13 protein-coding genes, 1 tRNA gene and 1 pseudogene are annotated in these 20,510 nt (G+C 59.5%); 7 read left to right on the forward strand and 8 right to left on the reverse strand.

Annotation, left to right across the window (positions count from 1 at the left end; all coding sequences use genetic code 11):
* Window positions 1-22 precede the first annotated feature (22 nt).
* Together ACP_RS18780 and ACP_RS02315 are read left to right on the forward strand one after the other, a co-directional pair.
* Window positions 23-385 (forward strand): annotated as a pseudogene (locus tag ACP_RS18780) (PAS domain S-box protein); the annotation flags it as partial.
* Window positions 386-442: 57 nt separating this feature from the next.
* A complete protein-coding gene (locus ACP_RS02315) occupies window positions 443-2,320 on the forward strand; it encodes a sigma 54-interacting transcriptional regulator (protein WP_238525628.1) in 1,878 nt (625 codons plus the stop codon).
* A gap of 27 nt (window positions 2,321-2,347) precedes the next feature.
* Here the strand turns inward: ACP_RS02315 and ACP_RS02320 are convergent, their stop codons facing one another.
* The 6 genes from ACP_RS02320 to ACP_RS02345 all read right to left on the reverse strand — a co-directional run bounded on the left by ACP_RS02320 (window position 2,348) and on the right by ACP_RS02345 (window position 10,037).
* Complete coding sequence (locus ACP_RS02320) at window positions 2,348-3,787, reverse strand: NapC/NirT family cytochrome c (protein ID WP_012680868.1); 1,440 nt, start codon at window positions 3,785-3,787, stop codon at window positions 2,348-2,350.
* 15 nt (window positions 3,788-3,802) lie between these two features.
* Window positions 3,803-4,123, reverse strand: coding sequence for a c-type cytochrome (locus tag ACP_RS17595; protein WP_012680869.1), 321 nt, complete (start codon window positions 4,121-4,123; stop codon window positions 3,803-3,805).
* Window positions 4,124-4,154: 31 nt separating this feature from the next.
* The gene (locus tag ACP_RS02330; RefSeq protein ID WP_148214991.1) at window positions 4,155-6,755 is read right to left on the reverse strand and encodes a hypothetical protein; all 2,601 of its coding nucleotides are present in this window, start codon (window positions 6,753-6,755) and stop codon (window positions 4,155-4,157) included.
* A 93-nt stretch (window positions 6,756-6,848) separates the two neighbouring features.
* On the reverse strand, window positions 6,849-7,778 hold the full coding sequence (locus ACP_RS02335; protein ID WP_012680871.1) for a DmsE family decaheme c-type cytochrome: 930 nt from the start codon (window positions 7,776-7,778) through the stop codon (window positions 6,849-6,851).
* A 225-nt stretch (window positions 7,779-8,003) separates the two neighbouring features.
* Window positions 8,004-8,912 carry a universal stress protein gene (locus ACP_RS02340; RefSeq protein ID WP_012680872.1) on the reverse strand — a complete coding sequence of 303 codons (909 nt, stop codon included), beginning with the start codon at window positions 8,910-8,912 and terminating at the stop codon, window positions 8,004-8,006.
* A gap of 159 nt (window positions 8,913-9,071) precedes the next feature.
* On the reverse strand, window positions 9,072-10,037 hold the full coding sequence (locus ACP_RS02345) for a bifunctional enoyl-CoA hydratase/phosphate acetyltransferase (RefSeq protein WP_012680873.1): 966 nt from the start codon (window positions 10,035-10,037) through the stop codon (window positions 9,072-9,074).
* 176 nt (window positions 10,038-10,213) lie between these two features.
* On the opposite strand from ACP_RS02345, the gene ACP_RS02350 reads away from it, so the two are divergent.
* The 5 genes from ACP_RS02350 to ACP_RS02370 all read left to right on the forward strand — a co-directional run bounded on the left by ACP_RS02350 (window position 10,214) and on the right by ACP_RS02370 (window position 15,666).
* Window positions 10,214-12,880 carry a M16 family metallopeptidase gene (locus ACP_RS02350; RefSeq protein WP_012680874.1) on the forward strand — a complete coding sequence of 889 codons (2,667 nt, stop codon included), beginning with the start codon at window positions 10,214-10,216 and terminating at the stop codon, window positions 12,878-12,880.
* 228 nt (window positions 12,881-13,108) lie between these two features.
* A tRNA-Arg gene (locus tag ACP_RS02355) sits at window positions 13,109-13,185 on the forward strand.
* A gap of 101 nt (window positions 13,186-13,286) precedes the next feature.
* The gene (locus tag ACP_RS18225; RefSeq protein ID WP_169305892.1) at window positions 13,287-13,742 is read left to right on the forward strand and encodes a rhodanese-like domain-containing protein; all 456 of its coding nucleotides are present in this window, start codon (window positions 13,287-13,289) and stop codon (window positions 13,740-13,742) included.
* Window positions 13,739-14,242: a TlpA family protein disulfide reductase gene (locus tag ACP_RS02365; protein ID WP_012680876.1), complete on the forward strand. Its 504-nt coding sequence runs from the start codon at window positions 13,739-13,741 to the stop codon at window positions 14,240-14,242. The genes ACP_RS18225 and ACP_RS02365 overlap by 4 nt, the downstream gene beginning before the upstream one ends.
* Before the next feature lie 140 nt (window positions 14,243-14,382).
* Window positions 14,383-15,666: a class I SAM-dependent methyltransferase gene (locus ACP_RS02370; RefSeq protein ID WP_012680877.1), complete on the forward strand. Its 1,284-nt coding sequence runs from the start codon at window positions 14,383-14,385 to the stop codon at window positions 15,664-15,666.
* Between the two features lie 106 nt (window positions 15,667-15,772).
* Here the strand turns inward: ACP_RS02370 and ACP_RS02375 are convergent, their stop codons facing one another.
* Together ACP_RS02375 and ACP_RS02380 are read right to left on the reverse strand one after the other, a co-directional pair.
* Window positions 15,773-19,039, reverse strand: a complete 3,267-nt coding sequence (locus tag ACP_RS02375) for a WD40/YVTN/BNR-like repeat-containing protein (RefSeq protein ID WP_085947568.1) — start codon at window positions 19,037-19,039, stop codon at window positions 15,773-15,775.
* A gap of 188 nt (window positions 19,040-19,227) precedes the next feature.
* Entirely contained in the window at window positions 19,228-20,337 is a 1,110-nt protein-coding gene (locus ACP_RS02380; RefSeq protein ID WP_169305893.1) for an energy transducer TonB, read from the reverse strand.
* Between the last annotated feature and the right edge of the window lie 173 nt (window positions 20,338-20,510).

Genomic DNA, 20,510 nt, shown 5'->3' on the forward strand with positions numbered 1-20,510 from the left:
CCTGCTGCAAACTTTTGGTGGTATGAAAGTTGACCTGCAGGTTACCTCGGGAAATAACGCCGCAGAAAGTTCTGAATTGCTGCGCGCCGTCTTTGAGCGTGCGCCCGACGCTATCCTCATCGTGGATACGCGTGGCCGGATTACCGGAGCCAATGAGACGGCGGAGCGTACCTTTGGCTACCAACGGGACGAACTCGTTGGTCAGTCGATCGAAGTCCTGATCCCGGCTCGATTTCGCAAAGATCACCCCGCACACCTGCAGGGCTATCAGGCGGCTCCGCATACCCGTCCGATGGGGGCGGATCTCAAACTTTTTGGACTTCGCCGCGATGGAACCGAATTTCCGGTCGACGTCATGCTCAGTCCCCTGCCGACCGAAAGCCAGACGCTCTCGCTGGCCGTTGTTCGCGATATCACCCAGCGCAGATCCATTGAGCAGAAATTGGAACAGACCCAGCAGCATTTCCGCGCCATCGTTGAGGGCGCGCGGGACTATGCCATCTTCATGCTTGATCCTCAGGGGTGCGTCATCACCTGGAATCCCGGCGCCGGCCAAATCCACGGTTACCGCACCGAAGAGATTACCGGCCAGCACTTCTCGCTCTTCTTTCTTCAGGAAGATCGTGAGCGCGGAAAACCGGAGCACGAACTCTCCATTGCCTCTGCGGAAGGCCGTTACGAAGATGAGGGATGGCGCATTCGCAAGGATGGCTCACGTTTCTGGGCAAATGTGCTCATCACTGCTCTTTATGATCAGCAACGGCAGATCATCGGCTATTCCAAGCTCACACGCGACCTCACAGAACGCCGCCGCGCTGAAGAGGCGCTGTTGGCCGAACTGAGCGTCTCTGTTTTGCCAGGCCTCAAGATTCAGCAGATGCTGCATGCCGTTGCCTCCAGCATGCAACGCATCGTCGCGCATGACTATGCCAGCATCACCCTGCTTGATCAAAGCAAGAACGTGCTCCACAGCTATATTCTCAGCGCTGCAGGCGACAGCGGCCCGGAGATGGAACTAAGCGTGGCACCTGAGTCATCCCCTGAAGCAGCCGTGTTGCATACTCACGAGGCGCTGTTCCTACCCTCGCTGCAAGACAGCAGTTTCCCTCAGGACGCTTTACGGCACGCGCTCTCCTCGGGCATTCACGCAGCCTGGTGGTTGCCGCTGGTGCATGAAGGTAGGGTTGCCGGAGCGCTTTGTATCGGCGTGCGAAATCCGAAAACTCTCGAGCACGTGAGCCGCCACACACTCACCCAGATGGCCGCCCAGATCGCGCTGACCATTCAGGGCATCAATGCAGCCCGGCAGCTCTCTGCGCAGACGCAAAAACTGAAAGAAGAAAAGCGATATCTCGAAGAAGAACTCCGAACCGAATACAGCTTCGAAGAGATTGTCGGCAACGGAGAGAGCCTGCGGCGAGTTCTCAAACAGGTGGAAACAGTTGCCCCTACAGATGCCACCACTCTCATTCTGGGAGAGACTGGCACGGGCAAAGAGCTCATTGCTCGCGCCATCCATAACCTCAGCGCGCGCGACGGCCATACCTTCGTCAAGGTGAACTGCTCCTCCATCCCTACGGGCCTGCTTGAAAGCGAACTGTTTGGCCATGAAAAGGGCGCGTTCACCGGCGCAATTCAACAGCGCATCGGGCGGCTGGAACTCGCCCATCAGGGCACACTTTTCCTCGATGAAATCGGCGATCTTCCTCTGGACTTGCAGCCGAAGTTGCTGCGCGCACTGCAGGAAAAAGAGATTGAGCGTCTCGGCGGCCGGCGCACCATCCCGGTCGATTTTCGCTTGCTGGCCGCTACTCATCGCGACCTTGCCCGCATGGTCAAAGACGGTCAGTTCCGCAGCGATCTCTACTATCGCCTCAAGGTCTTCCCCATTCTTTTGCCGCCATTGCGTCAGCGTCGCGAAGATATCCCCGAACTTGTGAATTATTTTGTCGCCAAGCATGCCCGGCGCATGAACAAGCACATTGAAGAGATTCCCGAGCCCGTCATGTCCGCGCTCGTGCGCTGGCACTGGCCCGGCAACATTCGCGAGCTTGAGAACTTTTTGGAGCGCGCTGTCATTCTGACCCGGGGGCCACTGCTGCGCGCCCCCTTGTCAGAGCTACAGGAGTTGAATATTGAAACGGACGAACCCCAGTCGACTCTTGAAGCTGCGGAGCGCGCTCATATTCTCCAGGTGCTGCGAGATTGTGACGGCGTAATCGCCGGAGCAGGTGGCGCTGCGGAACGGCTCGGGCTCAAGCGCACCACCCTCAACTCCCGCATGAAAAAGCTGGGCATCGAACGCCGGGAATACCTCTGATTCCCGGCGCTTGATGCCGCTCTCGTCTTACTGTGTCATGCCGAGTTCTGCCAGTGGCTTGGGATTCGGGTCTCCCATCGCCACAATGTTGTGACAGACGGTGCAATCGTTCGTCAGCGCAGTTCCGCCGGTTGTGACGTGATTGCCGTCATGACAGCGGAAGCAACCCGGGCTCGCCATATGCCCGATGTTGTTCGGGTGTGTGCCCCAGGTCACCTTCATGAAAGGAAAGACATTCTGCTCATAGAGTGCGACGAGTTCCTGCCCTGCCTGCTTCACCTCAGAGGATTGCCCGCTCCAGATCGCTGGATAATTCGTACGGTAGTACGCCTCCAGCGCCTTGGGAATCTTGGTCGCGGCCTCACCCTGCGATACATAATTAGCCTGAATCAAAGCCATGCCTTCCTTATGCAGATAGGGTAAGGAAGCAGGCAGCGCGCCGCCGGCCATCGCGCGATCCATGGCATCACCGGGGGATGCAAAGGAGTGCGCCGCGCGGTTATGGCAATCAATGCAACCCATGACCCTTGGCTTCTGATTGGCGGCAGGATGGAATCCGGCAACGGCATAGACCGTTTTCGTTCCATCAGGATGAATCACTGCCACCCAGGGAATCGTCTGATCGCTCGCGTCGGTGGCTATGTATTCAATCTTCTCTTTGTAGTGCGAGCCGTGAATACCGGAGTAGACGCCCGCGGCATTTCTTCCGCCCACATGCATCACGAGCACAGTGTGCGTCAGCGTATTCTTCTCGTCATCGCCAAAGGTATTCTTCACTACGAGCTGATCGCCGGCATAGCGGGTCGGCGAATGACACCGCTCGCAGGTCACAGTCGGAGGCGGAAGTTTGTTGTCCGCCATAATGGGCCGCGGATAGCTATGGAACAAAACCATCAAAAGCTGCTTCGTTCCATTGGTCTTGGCATGTATGTACCCCGGAATCCCAGGCGCAACATGACACTCCACGCAGGCAACGTTCGTATGAAACTGCGAGTGATGATAAGCCACCCACTCCGGCTGCATCACATGGCAGGACGTTCCGCAGAACGAGGCTTGATCCATGTAAGCCACGCCACGGTAGCTTGCCGTGCCCACAATGACAAAATTAATGAAGGTGGCCACAACCACAAAGTCCACCGCGTGCCGGAACTTCGGATCGCGAAAATCAACCTGCGGATAGACCGAAGGAATCTGTCCGGCTCGATAAAGGCTCCGCCGTCGCCATCCCATGCCAATAGGGATGAGCACGAGGCCAAACACAAACAAAGCCGGCAGCAGAAAATCAAAGATGATGCCGGTGTATGGATTCGCGGATCCACCGTGGCCGATCAGAGTCACGACCCAGTAGCCCAGCAGCACAAATGCGGCGGCGGTCGTAATAGCGCCGCCGATCAGACTGATCCAATTGTTGCCGTAGAAGAGGAATGGCCGCAGCCACTCCTCTTCCCATTGCTTCAGGCGACCCATAGTTTCCTCGACGGACTACTTCTTTTGCAGGGTGCGAATATACGCAACCAGTTCTTTGACCTGCGTGCCTGAAAGCTGCGACTTGTAGGCAGGCATCTTTCCTTTGCCGTCTTCAACAATTGCCGTGAGCGCTGCGTTCGTCTGCTTCTTGCTTGCGGCAGAATCAAACGACGGCACGCCCATCATTTTCGCTACGGGAGTCGCGGCTTTCCCGTCAGCCCCGTGGCACATGGCGCACTTTGAGCCGTAGAGGCTGGCTGCCGGCCCCTGCGCAAAGACTGCGGGCACAGTAAGAACAGCAGCGGTGAGTACAACAAGAGAGCGGGTAAATTTCACAATGGCCTCCTCATGGACCGGTTATATGTGCTCAGAACTCGTAGTGCATCCCAAGCGTGACAACATTAGCATGAAAGTTCCTGGGGGCAGTCTCTCCCGCAGGAGAAATCGTCATCCCTGTCTGCAATCCCGCCAGCGCTGTCGAGTTGCAAGGAACCACCGCGGCCGGCGAGCCTGGGGTAGGATTCGTCGTGCTGCAGTATTGCGCTCCAGAAGGACCGCCTTCTCCATAGCCGTAGTACTTATACTCCGCACTCCAGACCCACCCCTTGTGTACCGTCCACGCTGCATGCACGTAGGGCGTCTGATAGGTAGAGACCAGCGATCCGGCAACATCCCGGGCATCGTTATAGAAACGGCTGCCATCCGTGGACGTAATCATGTATCCAAGCCGCGTCTGCAGGCGGCGTACAGGATGAAAACTGATGGCCGCAAAGCCGTACTGCGTTGGGGCATCCTCAAAGTCTTTCGTGGGGCCATACTCGTAATAGGACACGCCTCTCACCGTCGCGCCCGGGCAAGCCGTTCCGCTTGCCGTGGCTGCTCCCGGAAGAGTCGGGCTCGCCGCGGCGTCATAGCAGATATTCGTTGAAGTGTAGACGTCGCTGTAGGTGTAATTGAACTCCAGTTGATAAGTATCGTTGGGAGCCACCACCGCGCCCAGACTTCCGGTGCGGCTGTACGCCACATGGTTGATCGGGCCGGCATAGGTCACATCGCCTGCTGCCACGGCGGCCTGGTTGTTATTGGTGTTATTGTGCCGCTCCATGTCGTTGTACACACCGGTAATGGTCAGCCAGGGCCTTGGCCTGTACAACGTGTGCAAGCGGTAATGCTGAGTTTCACGAGCGTCCACGGGAGTAAACGCATTGTCCGCATACCGTACCGCGAGGCTGCCATCGACATTCCAGTCCTTGGCCGGGCGCAGGGCAACTACCACCTTGGCGCCATTCTCATGAATGGTTACCGTGCCGTTAGCGTCGCTCCCCACGGCAAGCGGGCTATCGTGCGGAATCCCTTGTGCAATCTGATGGAAGCGATAGGTATAGGTCAGTGAAATCGTCGCGCGTTGCAGACCATCCCAACTCACCGTGGCATTGTTCGTAAGCCATTTCTGCCCAAAGTAGCCATAGAGAGGCGTTCCGTTCGGACTCCCCTCGACGGTAGCATTGCTGCCTGGCGTCAAGGCTCCCGAATAGTTAATCGTTTCGTAGGGATTAGCCGGCGTCTGCTCCGTTACCCCGGCCGAAATGTCTGACATTCCCGGTTGTTGCACACCGGAGTACACAACCTGGTCCGACAACGAAATATTCTTCGTCGCGTTCCAGACCAACCCATAGTCCACCGCCGTCACATCCCGGCGGGCATTTGCGTTTCCGGTAAAAGTCGTTGTCCGCACGCGCCCATTCAGGCCCTGGAAGTTCTCATAGTAGTTCGGCAGATGCATGTTCGCGTGCGTGTACCGCACATCGCCATTCATCTGGATGTTCCGGATACTGGAGCTCTGGAAGCGGAAGATCTCGGTCGGATAGATGATCCGCGTAGGCTGCGAACGCAGGTAGCTCGTAATCACATCGCACGCAGGGTTAATGATCGGCTTTCCTCCGGGCGTCTGCGGCGCCGAGAAAATTGTGTAGTTGGTCGGGCTCGTGTATCCACTTCCCATGCTGCCCGTGTTGCAATAATTTGCAACGCCGCCGGATCCATAAGGCGTCACGCTGTCCCAGTTGCCCAGTGCGACCGGCGTTCCATCCGCCTCCTGTGCAATGTACTGGCTCGGAGCTACCACAAAGTAGGAGTCGCCCTTGTAATGATCCACAACCTCTTCATAGCTCAGCGTGGTGGCTGGCACCGGCTTCCAGTCAATCTCGCCGTCAAAATCATCGCTGCTGTTCCGCTGGTACTGCTCAAGCAGAGCGTCAAATGCACCCAGCGAAGGATCGAAGTACTTGCTACCCGCGCCCGGGCTCAACGACGGCCCTTCAAAGACGTTCTGGGAATACTCCACTCGGTACGAGACCCGCGACACCGGAAAAATCCGCAGGCTCACGTCCGTCATTCTCCGCACCGTGTTGTAGAGAAACGGCGATTGCGTTACCTGAGGCCATGGAATCGATCCGGTCGGAGCATTCGATGGACCGATCGGCATCGTCTGGCCGGCAGGAATATTCGGATTCGCCAGCAAATCATAATCAAAGTACTGGCGGTCGCGGCGGAAGTTGCCGGAAAACTCATACAACTTCCCTTTGTAGAAATCCAGCCGCGCATAGTTATAAGGATCACCACCAAATCCGCTGCTGAAAGCGCTCATCGAGTCGAAAAGTGGGTGTTTGTTCGTCGAGAGCGGATGAAGTTCAAATGCCTCGCCCAGTACTCGCGGTCCCGACTGCAGGTTCACCATCGTGGAGTACATCGCCCCGCTGCCGGTCACATCGGTCATGTGTCCGCCCAGGTCCACCTGCTCCTTTAATGCATACCCCGCAGGAGCCTTGGGCGTGGACAGGCTCGCCTGGCTGGTCTGGGCAAGCGCCGGGTAGGGCGCAAGGCTGGCGGCGGCCATGGCCGCGCAGCATGCAATGGCTTGAGCAATTCCGCCGTGAAATAGTTGCGGCCTGCCAGTTCTCTTCGTCATAGGTCACCTCAATCAATGAGCCTCGCCACATCGCTGCTCTTGCTTTGTCTCGGGCCGCGCAAAACCATGTGGCTGGCTGCGCGGCCCGGGCCTCTACTTGAGGAACGCCTGGTTCAGGTTTGATCCGTGAATCATCGTGTGACAGCTCGTGCAGGGCGTCAGCTCTGCAGAGCCGGCGTTCATGCTATGGAACGTGCCGGCCGCAACCGGGCTGTGGCACTGGTTGCACAGCGTGTTGATCGACGCCATGTTCAGCATGCGAGGATTCTCAGATCCATGCGGACTGTGGCATCCCAGGCAGCCAACACCCTTCACGGCCGCGTGCTCAAACACAAACGGTCCACGCGTATCGGTATGGCAGCGTGTGCAGATGCGATTCTGATCCGCCGTAGAGCGCAGATTGTTCGCATTGAAGGTGCCATGGGCATCGTGGCAATCGGAGCACTTCACGACGCCTTCTTCCACCGGATGATGGAACGGCATTGAGAACTGGCCCTTCACGTCGCTATGGCAGCCAAAGCAAAGCTGAGGCTGTGAGGCCATCAGCAGGTGCTGCTCGGTCTTGGCATGATGCACGCTGTGGCAACTGATGCAGCTCAGCCCGGCGCGCGCATGAGGCGAGCGTTCAAAGTTCGGGTGCGCCCCGGCATGGCAGCTCAGGCATTTGGCATTCACCTGCTGCGCAGAGGCTTTGTCAAAGCGGAAGATCTTCGTCACGTCTCCGCCCCCGGCCACGTGCGCTTCGCCCGGCCCGTGGCAGTTTTCACAGGTCAGGCCCTTGTCGCCGTGCATCATCACCATCTTGCTATGGGGGTTGTCCGCAAAGCCGTGCGCAATCTCAGCATGGCAGGTAGCGCACATCTGCGAACCCACATAGCCGGCTGGCAACGCCTGCGCCGTCGGCGTTTCGTTCTGGTTGTTCTGTGTCCCCGAGTGTCCACTGGCCGCAAAGACAGCCGGATGCTGATACATCACGAGACAGAGAAGAAAGGTGAACGTACAGAACAGCAAAATTCGTCTCATGTGCTACCACCTTTGGCAATTGCTCCACGCGTCAGCACCTGTTTGAGAACTAACGGCTGCGGAACTGTTTGATCCTAGCCAGCACCACGCAAGAGAAACTGTGACAGTCATCACAGGTCATTGCAGGAAATGAGTTTGCGGGTAACTTTCGAGGTTACAAACGCGCGGAAAAAGCAAAGGCCAGGGCATATCTGCCCTGGCCAGGCAATTCTTTGCTGCCTCTCATTAAAGAGCCGCTGACGCCACAATCCGCAGCGCAGACAACGATGACCCTGCGCGCTTCGGCATGAGGCTCTGCGCGATGAGGATTTCGCCGTCATAGCGGCTCAGCAAGTCTTCCAGCAGTCCCAACGTCCGCTCCGGATCAAACAGCGAAGGCCCATCCAGCACGATCAGGTCTGCATCCTCCGTCTGCGCAATCTCAGCAATCAATGATCCGCTCATCACGTCCGCTGCAATCCACCGTGCGCCAGGCTTCAGCCCCAGCGGGCAATCCACCGCGCAGTGTCCCGTGATTCTCGTGGCATCCCGCTCTCCCCTGCCCTCGTGCAGCACCAGCAACTCCGCGTGCAGATACTTCACCAGATCATGCACCAGACGGCCGTGTTCAGGCTCACCGGTGACCGGATAAAGAACTCTCCTGGAAGCACCATTTCCCGCACGAGGCTGCCCTTGTCCCGGCCTTACGCAGCTCACCGGAATCCACTGATGGCTCAAAAGCTGCCGCGCCGTCCGTCCCAGTCGTCCCGCCGTCTCCTGCGCGTGGGAGCAATTGCCGAGGATGAGCCGTCCCGCGGCCTTCTCCTGAACCACCTCATCGACCACATCCCGCACCGCTCCGTGCCGCACGATCGTGGTGCAGGCGAGCCCGCGCGCGCGAATATGGCGCGCCAGCACCTCCAGAGTCAGCCGCGCATCGCGATCGGCCTTCAACGGATTGTAGTAAGTCGCCTTCACCGGCAGCTCGTCGGGAACAACCGCATGCACAAAAATCAACTCGGCATGAGCCGCCTGCGCCTGCGCAATCGCCGCGGGCGTCAGATATTCCAGATCAGTAAGTGCGGTGGCAACCACAATGCAGTCGGGCGCGGCAAAACTGCTCTGCGCAAAAAGCTCTTCAGCGCTGGTGGACATACGGTATCTCCTCCTCGAAGCATCGCGCTTCCGCCGCCCCGCGACTGTGTTCAGTCGCACCGTGACCTGTGACGCAAATCACAGCCTGCCGCCCATCGCGGCATGCAAAAGCCCTCGGCACATCCGCACCGAGGGCCAATGATCATGCCGCATACAGGCTTATCTGACTCCGCCATCGCGCGCCAACAGTGCTGCGATAGCGCATGAAACCACGCGCGAACGCGGAGGGTCCGCCCGGCTCGTCAGGATCACAGGCACCTTCGCTCCCAGCACAATTCCCGCCAGTTGCGCCCCTCCCAGATACTCCAGTTGCTTGGCCAGCATATTGCCCGACTCAAGATCCGGCACCAGCAATATGTCCGCCTTCCCGGCCACTTCCGAACGCAACTGTTTCACCTCCGCCGCCTGCGCGCTCACCGCCGTATCCAGAGCCAGCGGACCATCCAGAATGCCTCCCGTGATCTGGCCACGGTCCGCCATCTTGCACAGGGCCGCCGCATCCAGGGTCGAGGTAATCTTCGAGCACACCGTCTCTGCCGCTGAAAGAATCGCCACGCGCGGAGCGGCCACCCCAAGCCTCCGCGCCAGATCAATAGCGTTCTGCGCGATATCCACCTTGTCGTCGAGCGTGGGATAGATATTGATCGCCGCATCGGTAATGAAAAGCGTGCGGTTATACAACGGAGCATCCATCACAAAAACGTGGCTCACGCGCCTGGTGGTGCGCAGGCCCGAGTCCCGCGCCAGCACCGCGTGCATCAGCACATCGGTGTGCAGGCTGCCTTTCATCAAAGCTCCGGCTTCTCCGCTGCGGCACAACTCCGCGCTCACCCGCGCGGCTTCGTGCTCGTTCGCGGCTTCTATTACCTTGAAGTTTCTGAGTGACAGCCGCGCCTCTTCGGCCACCTTCGCCAGCAGTTGCGCTGGCGCTACAAGAATCGGCTCAATCACTCCGGCTTCGGCTGCATCCAGTGCTCCGGCCAGTGCAAACGCGCTGCACGGCCAACAGACCGCCGTGGGTAGCGGAGAACGCCGGGCCTCATCCTCCATCAACGCGTCCAGTACCGATGGAATGGCAGCGCCCGGCAGCAGCGCATCGTCAAAATCTGAAATCCACTGTCCCATACCTCTCGTGCTCCCTGTAGCCGATTTTGGTTGTATTCTGGCGTGGAACATATAGAACCTGCGGTGATGCCTGTCACAACTTCAGCGCACGCCAGCATATGGCCCTTTCGGGTCCTTGTCTGTGCTCTTTTCCCCATGTCTTCGTCCATCACTTCAGGTCATCTTGGAGCAAGCACTTGAAAATCTCTCGCATCGTTTCTCTTGTCGCCATTGCGGCCATCTCCGCGTCTGGGTTGCACGCCCAAACTGCCGCCCAGCCGGATGTCACTCGTGCCACGCTGGCCAATGGCGCTCAGGTGGTCATCATCCGCAACACTCTGGCGCCTGTCGTCACGGTAGAAGCTAACTTCAAGGTCGGTGGCAATGAAACCCCCGCCGGCTTTCCCGGCATGGCGCACGCGCAGGAGCACATGGCCTTCCGGGGATGCGCCGGCATGTCCGCCGATCAGACCGCCGCGATCTACGCCTTGCTTGGCGGCGACAATGATGCAGATACCCAGCAGAACATCACTCAGTACTTTGCCACCGTGCCCGCCGCCGATGTGGACGTAGCCCTGCAAGCTCAGGCCGCCTGCCTCAAAGGCGTCGATGATGCTCAGGCGCAATGGGACCAGGAGCGTGGCGCCATCGAGCAGGAGGTCGCGCAGGATCTCTCTTTCCCCGTCGACAAGTTCTTCTTTCGCATGAACGAGCTCATGTTCGCCGGCACCCCCTATGCGCATAGCCCCCTCGGCACCAAGCCATCGTTTGATAAAACCACCGGCGCCATGCTCAAGGACTTCTATCGGAAGTGGTACACGCCCTCGAACATGATTCTGGTGGTTGTGGGCGACGTCAATCCGCAGCAGACACTCGCAAAAATCAAGTCGCTCTTCGGCGATCTTCCCAGCCGTCCCGTGCCCTCGCATCCGGCCATTGACATCAAGCCTTTTGAATCCCAGACACTCACCATCCCGAGCAATCTGCCCTATCAGCTTGGCTTCATCGCCTATCGCATGCCTGGCACCGATTCGCCCGATTACGCAGCCGTCCAGATTCTCTCCGACGTGCTGTCGAGCCAGCGCGGCAATCTCTATGCGATGGTGCCGCAGGGCAAAGCTCTCTTCACCCAGTTCGCTCTGGCGGAGACCTACCGCAAGGCCAGCGTCGCCTTTGGCGTAGTCGGCCTGCCCGCCAGCCAGGACACGAAAGACGCCATCGCCGAAATGCGCAGCATCATCGCGGCTTACGCGAAAAACGGAGTTCCGGCCGATCTGGTCGAAGCCGCGAAGAAGAGTGAACTGGCCCAGGCTGAGTTTCAACGCAACTCCATTCCCGGTCTCGCCGACGTGTGGTCCAATGCGCTCGCCGCCGAAGGCCGCACCTCTCCTGAAGAAGACATCGACGCCATCAAGAAAGTCACGGTCGCTGACGTCAATCGTGTAGCCCGTCAATATCTGCTCAATGCCAGCACCATCACCGCCACCTTGAAGCCTTCCGCCTCTGGCGGCCCGGTCGCCAGCAAAGGCTTCGGCGGCGCGGAGAAAGTCACCGCCGCACCCACCAAGCCAGTCACACTGCCCACGTGGGCGCAAGTTCAGCTAGCTAAACTCCAGGTACCGACCAAGGCGCTTCCGGTCACTGACACCAGGCTGCCCAACGGCATCCGTCTCATTGTCCGCACTGACCGCACCAGTCCCACGGTTACCGTCGTGGGTGAAATCAAGCACAACTCCAAGCTGCAAACGCCCAAGGGCCTGGACGGCGTCTCCGATGTGTTAGACGGCCTCTACTCCTACGGCACAACCTCTCTGGATCGCATTGCCTTCCAGAAGGCGCTCGATGATATCGCCGCCAACGAGAGTGCGGGATATCAATTCTCACTGAGCGTTCTCAAGCAGTACTTCTCACGTGGCGTTCAACTGCTCGCCGACAACGAACTGAATCCCGCGCTGCCGCCGCAGGCATTCGCCATTACAAAAATGCAGACCGCCCGCTTCGTGGCCGGCAATCTGCAAAGTCCCGGCTACCGCACCGGCCGCGCGCTCAGCACGGCCCTCTTGCCAGCCGGAGACCCCGAGCTGCGTCAGACCGCTCCGCAAACCGTTGCAAAGCTCACGCTCGACGAGGTCAAGCAATACCACGCGGAAACGGTACGGCCCGATCTCACGACGATCGTCGTCATCGGCGACGTCACGCCTCAGCAGGCTCGCACCGTCATTGAGAAGTGGTTTGGCTCCTGGAAGGCCAACGGTCCCAGGCCGAAGACCACCCTTCCGCCCGTGCCGTTGAATAAGCCTTCTGCCGCCCTGGTGCCCGATGCCCAGCGCGTGCAGGATGCCGTCATTCTCGCCGAGCAGCTCAAACTCAACCGCTTCAGCCCCGACTACTATCCGCTGCAGTTGGGCAATCACGTCCTCGGCGGCGGCTTCTATGCCACGCGGCTCTATCACGATCTGCGCCAGACCACCGGCCTCGTCTACTTCGTCGGCGTCGGCATGGACGCAACCCGCACGCGAGCCAGCTACTCCATCCAGTACGGCTGCGATCCGGGCAATGTTTCCAAGGCCCGCGCGCTCATCGTTCGCGATCTTGACCAGATGCGCACGCAAGAGGTTTCACCCTCTGAGCTGCATCAGGCCAAGTCACTGCTGCTCCGTCAGATTCCTCTCAGCGAAGCCAGCGAAACGGCGGTCGCCGAGGGGCTCCTGGGCCGCGCCGTCATCGGTTTGCCCTTGGACGAGCCATTGATCGCCGCAAAGAAATACAACGCACTCACCGCCGCCCAGGTTCGCGCGGCTTTTGCGCGTGACCTTGATCCCAACAATCTGGTGCAGGTGGTGCGCGGCCCGGCGCCCAAATAAACCAGAGTTGTACTCATCGATAAACGCGGCCTTCCTTTTTTAGGAAGGCCGCCTTTTTTGCAGAGTGCGCAAGCCCGGGAAAATAGCTCCCGATATCACTTGCCCAACCAGCCCTCTCTCGCTTGCGCAATCCATCCTCAATGCATTCCGGCCCGAAAATCCACCGCACAAGGTTGCCACCTTGCCTCACTCTTGCTACATTAAAAAAGGTTCGTCGTTGTACGGTTTGCGCCCATAGCTCAGTTGGATAGAGCGATTGACTACGAATCAATAGGTCGGAGGTTCGAATCCTTCTGGGCGCACCATTCCTCTCTTTTTCTCCCTTCCAAACGAACCGCTCTCCCTCCTCCGCAACCGGGTCTTAAATCGTCTATCCTTCCCAAAGAGGACTCTCATGCGATCTTCCATGTCTCGCCTTTGGCTTGCGGCGGCCGCTATCGTCTGCCTTCTTTCGGTAATGAGCCAGACGGCTCGCGCTCAAGCCATCCCCGGCAGCGCCCGCCTTCAGCCGGCCGCGCTTGCAGCCATGATTCATTCCGCGCACCCGCCTATGGTGCTGCAGGTTGGCTCGCACACGCTCTTTGAAGAGGCACACATTCCCGCAGCCATCTATGCTGGACCCGCCAGCACGCCAGAGGGCCTGCAACTGCTTCGGCAAACCGTCGCTACCCTCGATAAAAGCACGCCCATCATCATCTACTGCGGCTGCTGCCCCTGGACGCACTGCCCGAATATCCGCCCTGCCTTCCAGGAGTTGCACCATCTCGGCTTCACGCATGTCAAAGCCCTCTATCTGGCACACAATTTCGGCGCGGACTGGGTCCAGGCCGGCTACCCCGTAACGCATGGAGACACGAAGTGAAGACCCTCACCCTGCTTGCCGCTCTGCTGCTCCTCCCTCTGGCTCCAAACGCCGCACAGGCACAGCAGCCCGCGCACTCTCTCAACGGGCATCCGGCTCCCCGCTTCCAGCTCAAGGGACTCAATGGGCAGCCCGTATCTCTGGCCGCATACAAAGGCAAGGTCGTGCTGCTCAACTTCTGGGCCTCGTGGTGCGCACCCTGCCAGGCAGAGATGCCTACCTTTGAGCAGTGGCAGCGCAGCTACGGTCCCGCAAAGTTCCAGGTCATCGGTGTTTCCATGGACGACGGCGCGGCGCAGGCCGCGGCAGCCGTGAAAAAGCTCCATGTCACCTATCCCGTCGCTGTCGGCAATGCGCATCTGGGCAATCTCTACGGCGGCATCGACGGATTGCCCGTTACCTTCCTTATCGACCGTCAGGGCCGCATTCGCGCCGAATACGCCGGTGGCAATGACCAGAAAGCCATCCACGCGGAAATCGACCACCTGCTCGCCCGCTGATCCTCGCGCTCTAGTGGAACTCCTCGCATACCTTTTCTGTTGATGCGGCCAACAATTTGCCGCATCATTTCTTCTTAATCGGTATCGAGGAGTTCAATCCCGTTCTACCGGCCCTCCCGGCGGAACATACGAGGCAGATCATGGCCTTCGCTGCTCTCTCCACGAGTCCAACCCATCATCTCGACACTTTCTTTCGCGATTACCGGCAGGCCCCCTTCGTTCTGAGCACTCCCGAGTGGGAGTGGCGCTCCTCGCGCGACCATCCCCCCTCCTTCACTCTGCGCATCGCGCACCCGGCCACGCTGAACGCTCTGCTGCATCACCCCAATGAAATCACGCTCGGCGAAGCCTTCATTCACGGCGCAATCGATGTGGAAGGGGATCTCTACTCGGCACTCCGCATGGCCGATTACGTCTTCCATCATCCCCTGGCAATCTCCGCTGGCAGCCTCATGCTGGTCGATCAGGCCTTCTCCGGCATGACCGATTGGCTTCTGCACGGGCGCGAACACTCACGCCGCCGTGACCGTTCCGCCATCTCGTTTCACTATGACAAGCCGCCCGAGTTCTTCCTGCCCTGGCTCGGTTCCACCATGGTCTACAGTTGCGCCTACTTCCGCGACCCTCAGCAGAGTCTTGACGCCGCTCAGTCGGCAAAGCTCGACCTCATTTGCCGCAAGCTCAGCCTCCAACCCGGCGAGCAGTTTCTTGACATTGGCTGCGGCTGGGGAACTCTTCTGTTGCACGCCGTCCAGCACTACCAGGTGAAGGGCCGCGGCATCACCCTCAGCCATGAGCAGGCCCGCTTTGCCGCGCACCGCATCGACCAATCGGGAGCTGCAGACTCCTGCTCCGTCGAACTGCAGGACTACCGTGATCTTCCCAGCCGCGCCGCCCGCTACGACAAGCTGGCCAGCGTTGGCATGGTCGAGCACGTCGGCCTCGAAAAGTTGAAAGAGTACTTCCATATCGCCTACAAGCTGCTCAAGCCGGGCGGACTCTTCCTCAACCACGGCATCGGGCGAGCCTTTCATGCGCCCACTCCCCGCGACTCGTTCATTCACAAGTACGTCTTTCCCAACGGAGAGCTCGTGCCGCTGCATCAGACCATCGCCTGCGCGGAAGAAGCCGGCTTCGAGGTGCGCGACGTTGAAAATCTGCGCGAACACTATGCGCAAACGCTGCGCCTCTGGGTCGCGGCGCTCCAGCAGAACGCACAAGCGATTCTCTCCATCGTGCCCGAAATCACCTATCGCATCTGGCTGCTTTATATGGCCGGGTCCGCCGTCGCGTTCGATCGTGGCGATATCTTTGTCGATCAGGTGCTGCTGCGCCGCGTCAACCGCACCACTTGCGCCATGCCCGCCACCCGCGAAGGCTGGTACCAGGATTCCCCTTCCTCGTACCTCCACCTCATGCACTGAGAAGCCTTGCCTGCGTACCATCCAGAGATACACCATTCATCAAACAGAAAGGCCGGAAGCACTCCCGCTCCCGGCCTTTCTGCTTGTCCTGCTTGTCTTGTCCGGCTTACGGTTTCAACGCCTCCCCGGCCACGACTCCACCCAGCTTCTGGCTGGCAATGGCGTGATCAAAAGCCGCCACATCCACCGACAGATAGCTATCGAATGCCTGCAAGGCGGTCTGATATTCCGCATCCAGACGCTTCTTCTGCGCCAGTAGTACGGCGGTCGGTGCCGAATCCTCGCCTTCCAGATTCCCCGCCAGCCCGCTCAGCTTTTCGTGAATCTCATCCGGCACGCGCAGCACGCCTTCTTCCGCGCCCGCATTGCTGGTCAGCTTCAGCCGCGTCGCCTTGGTCTGCTTCCGCAGCGTCTCAATCGCCTTGGTGATGGCCGCTTCCTGCGGCTCACCCTTTACGGCCGTCTCCAGGGCATTCAGTTGCATGTCGATCGCGTGCAGCCGGTTCAGAGCTACATCCACTTGCGATAGCTCATGCAGCACCGCCTCTTCGGTCGCATAGCGCTCCTGCATTCCAGCCAGCGGAGCTTTCGACGCAGGATCGTCCGCCACCGTAAACTTCTTCGATTCGCTATGCCCGCCAATCGTCAGCGTCGCTGTGTAAGTTCCCGGCGGCAGCATCGCGCCTGACTTCGGCCCGCGCAAAAACTCCGGCGCAGAAGTCCACCGAACCGGCCCCTCCGCCCTCAAATCCCAGTAGATGCGGTGCAAACCCGCTTCCGCGGGCACCCACGGAACCTCGCTCTTCGCGCTCTCGCCGTGGCCCTTCTTTCCAGCCTTGGCGTGGGCCGCCGCATTCTCGGCTTCCGGAGTCATCCTCACCGGCGCGCCCTTGTGCATTCCCTTCAAGGTCCGCACCACCTTGCCCGCCGCATCCCTGATCGTTAATTCGCCGGGCCCGTCCGCGCTCTGCGCCAGATAGTAATCAAACGCCGCGCCAAAATGCGGATTCTCTCCCTTGAAGCTCTGGTCTCCCGGAGCTTCCAGCTCTGGCCACGCCCAGTAACGCACGGCCGTCTCCGGCGCAAACAGTGTCAGCGGCGCATCCCCCACCTGCGGGCTGAACTTCTGGAACGGTGTCAGGTCATCCAGCACCCAGACCGAACGCCCATGCGTCGCCAGCACCAGCGAATTGTTGTGGGCATTCAACGCCATGTCGTAGACCGCCACATCCGGCAGTCCCAGCCCAAACAGGTACCAGTTCTTACCCGCATCCCACGAGACGTACAAGCCATTCTCGAGGCCGGCGTAGTACAGGTTTGGATTCTTCAGATCCCGCCGCACCACGTGCGCATAAACATCACCCGGCAGATTGCCGCTTACGCTCGTCCACGTCGCGCCGTAGTCGGTCGTGTGAAAGAGATATGGTTTGAAGTCGCCGCTGAAGTGCCGGTCCACCGCAATCAACACATCGCCTGGATCGGTCGGCGAAATATCAATCGACTCCACGCGTCCCCACGGCGCCAGCCCGCTCAGGTGCGAGGACACATTCGTCCAGCTCTGTCCGCCGTTCCGTGTCACCTGCACTTGTCCATCGTCAGTCCCGGCCCAAATCACCTTGGGGTTTGACTTCGCAACAGCAATCCGCAGAATCGCGTCATAAACCTCCGCGCCCGAATTGTCCTTGATCACCGGACCGCCTGAAGATCCCTGCTTCGCCTTGTCGTTGCGCGTCAGATCGGGGCTGACCACCTTCCACGTGCGCCCTCGGTCCTCACTCTGAAAGACCACATTGCCGCCTGCATAGAGCACCTTCGGATTGTCAGGCGAAACCGCAAACGCCGCATCCCAGGCAAACCGGTACTTCAGGTCTGCGACGCCCTTGCCAACAAAGTCCACCGAATACGGCTCAATGTTCTCCGCCTGCTTCGACTCGCGATGAAACACCATCAGAAACTGGTTCTGCGTCGAGTTATAAATCAGGTTTGGATTATCCGCCGCCGGCACCGCATAGATGCCGTCGCCGCCATTCAACACAAACCAGTCGCGATCCAGAATCCCCTGCGGATTCCTGTTCTGTACCGGCCCGCACCATCCGCTGTTGTCCTGCAGCCCGCCGCAAACCATCGGGAAGGCCTGCTCTGTCGTGGCCACATGGTAGAGTTGCCCGATCGCAAGGTTGTGAATGAAGTTCCAGCGCTTGCCATTGTCCATCGAGAGCGCCAGTCCGCCATCCTCACCCACCAGAATGCGCCCGCTGCCCGCCGGATCAATCCACATCGTGTGGTAATCCACGTGAATGCTCTTCGCAATTTGGTGAAAGGTGTGCCCGCCGTCCGTCGACTCTTCCAGGTTGTTTGAGATCGCAAAAACGTGATCCGGATTCTTCGTGTCCACCGCAAGGTGCGAGAAATAAAACGGCCGCGAATCCACTTCCTGATCCTTGCTCACCAGTGTCCAGTGCTCGCCCGAGTCATCCGAGCGCCACAGCACGCCCTCCTTCGAACCGATCACCGCATACACCACATCTGGCGAACTTGGCGCAATGGCCAGCCCGATGCGCGTCACCGGATCTTCCGGCAGTCCATGGCCGCTCAGCCGCTTCCAGGTCACGCCGCCATCGGTCGACTTGTAAATCGCGTCCTCCGGCCCGCCCTCGGAATATCCCCACGGCGTCCGGCGAAAGCGATACGTCGCCGCAAACACGATCTCAGGATTCTTCGGGTCCATCGCCAGGTCGCTGATACCTACCTGAGGACCCTCGTAGAGCACTTTCTGCCAGCTCTTGCCGCCGTCCGTGGTCCGGTACACACCGCGATCGGCATTGTCCTGCCATGGGCTGCCCATCGCCGCCACCAGCACCGTGTCCGGGTGCAGCGGATTCACCACGATCCGCGAAATCTGAAAGGTATGGTCCAGCCCCATGTGCTTCCAGTGATGACCAGCATCGGTGGACCTCCACACGCCGTCCCCATACGAGATATCGTTGCGGACATTCGCCTCGCCCGTCCCGATCCACACCACAGACGAGTTCTGCGGATCCACCGCCAGCGCGCCCACCGATGCTACCGGCTCATGCTGAAACTCCGCGGTCCACGTCGTGCCGCCGTCATTCGTTCGGAAGACGCCGCCATCCGCGGCTCCGGCGTAATAAATATCCGGATTCCCCGCTACTCCGGCCACCGCCGTCACGCGTCCGCCGCTGATCGCCGGCCCGATCGAGCGAAAGTGAATGTTGCTGCTCACCTTCATCGGCAGTTCGGTGCGTCCCTGGCTGTTCTCCTGTTGAGGACCAGCCTGCTGGGCGGCCAATGCGAGAGGAAGGCTGAAGACAAGGCAAAAGGCCGCGGCGGCCCGGAGGGAAACAGATGTCATAGTGTCGTCTCGATAACGTGCAGAAAATGAAGGCACAGTCTAGCACGTCCGGCGTGACCGGAAGGCTTCCTGCTACCTCATCAAAATTCGTTATACAGAGACGAATGGCACACGAATCCATACGCAGCCTCGCAGCCGCACCTGGATTTCAGCAATCAGCCCACGCAGAGACTCGCAGTGCGCCGCCCTCAGTACAGATGGAAATCGACTTCCACAATGATCGACACCGGCACAGGACGCCCGTGATACATCGCCGGTTTGAAGCGATATTTCTGCACCGCTTCGATGGCCTTCTGGTCCAGCCCCATTCCGAGGTGCCGCACCACCTGAATATTCTCCGGCAACCCCTTCGTATCGACCACAATCTGCAACGCCACCACACCCTGATACTTGGCGCGCCGGGCTTCGTCTGAGAACTCGGGATCAACCTCATAAATCGGCACCGGAGCCGAAACCCCGTTGCCCACCGAGTACACCCCGCCGCCATAATTGGCTCCGCTGCCCGGCCCCGCTCCCGCACCATTACCTGAGCCCACACCCGTCGCCTTGCCTGAGCCAATTCCCGCGCCGCCGCCCGTGCCATTCGACGCGAGCTTCACCTGCGGCGATTGCGGCACACCCAGATTGGGCAGATTCGGATCCGGAATCTTCGTCTGCATGATCACCGTCGGTGGAACCGGAATCTTCGGATGATCCACCTTGATCACCGTCGGGGGCGTAATCTGCAGCTTCGCAATCTTCGGCAGGTGGCCCTTGCTGGCCTCCACCACATCATGCGAACCGCCGCCCCCGCCGCCGCCCATCACCTTGGGCATGGGCGCGGTGATCGGAATATACGGCTTGATGTTCGTGGCTTCCGCCGTGATCGGCTTCACTTTCACTTCGTGCCGGGCTTCCAGCGCAAACAGCAGAATCAGTCCAATCACCGCCGCGTGCGCCACAAACGACACAATGCTCGACTTCGTATCCCGCTTCACCGCCAGCGGATCTTTCACCGCGACCGGCTGCGACGTCAGCACCAGCGGGGGCAGCTTCTTCGGGAAAAACGTGTCCTGCAGGTTCTGCCACAGGTCTTTCCAGAGCGGCTCCTGCGGAACAGCGTCCTGCACCGCAACCGGCTGCGAGGTCAGCTCCAGCGGCGGCAGTTTTTTGCTTGAAAAAGCATCGCGAAGATTCGAGATCAACGATGACCAGATACTGCGGTCATTCTCAAGCAGCACGCTCGCCGTATCCTGTGACGGTTGGCTGTTCTGTGCTTGGCTCGTCTGCGGCTTTGCGGATTCCTGATCTGGAGTCAATACTGAATTGCCCATAAACACGTGACCGGCGGCCGAAGCCCCGGCATCCCCTCAATTATGGACGACCTGTTGCCGCATTGTCTTGTTTTCACAACCGTCGTCCGGGCGAAGTTATTTGAGGTCGCGTCTTCCTGATGGCCAGTCACGGAAATCGCCGGTTCCTGTCTCTGTTC

Source organism: Acidobacterium capsulatum ATCC 51196 (genome assembly GCF_000022565.1).
GTDB classification, from domain to species: Bacteria; Acidobacteriota; Terriglobia; order Terriglobales; family Acidobacteriaceae; genus Acidobacterium; species Acidobacterium capsulatum.

Bases quoted from the DNA above. Each gene is read 5' to 3' on its own strand.
- ACP_RS02375 (WP_085947568.1), bottom strand. From the start codon at position 19,039: ATGACATCTGTTTCCCTCCGGGCCGCCGCGGCCTTTTGCCTTGTCTTC.
- ACP_RS02335 (WP_012680871.1), bottom strand. From the start codon at position 7,778: ATGAGACGAATTTTGCTGTTCTGTACGTTCACCTTTCTTCTCTGTCTC.
- ACP_RS02330 (WP_148214991.1), bottom strand. From the start codon at position 6,755: ATGACGAAGAGAACTGGCAGGCCGCAACTATTTCACGGCGGAATTGCT.
- ACP_RS02320 (WP_012680868.1), bottom strand. From the start codon at position 3,787: ATGGGTCGCCTGAAGCAATGGGAAGAGGAGTGGCTGCGGCCATTCCTC.
- ACP_RS02345 (WP_012680873.1), bottom strand. From the start codon at position 10,037: ATGGGACAGTGGATTTCAGATTTTGACGATGCGCTGCTGCCGGGCGCT.
- ACP_RS02340 (WP_012680872.1), bottom strand. From the start codon at position 8,912: ATGTCCACCAGCGCTGAAGAGCTTTTTGCGCAGAGCAGTTTTGCCGCG.
- ACP_RS18225 (WP_169305892.1), top strand. From the start codon at position 13,287: ATGTCTCGCCTTTGGCTTGCGGCGGCCGCTATCGTCTGCCTTCTTTCG.
- ACP_RS02370 (WP_012680877.1), top strand. From the start codon at position 14,383: ATGGCCTTCGCTGCTCTCTCCACGAGTCCAACCCATCATCTCGACACT.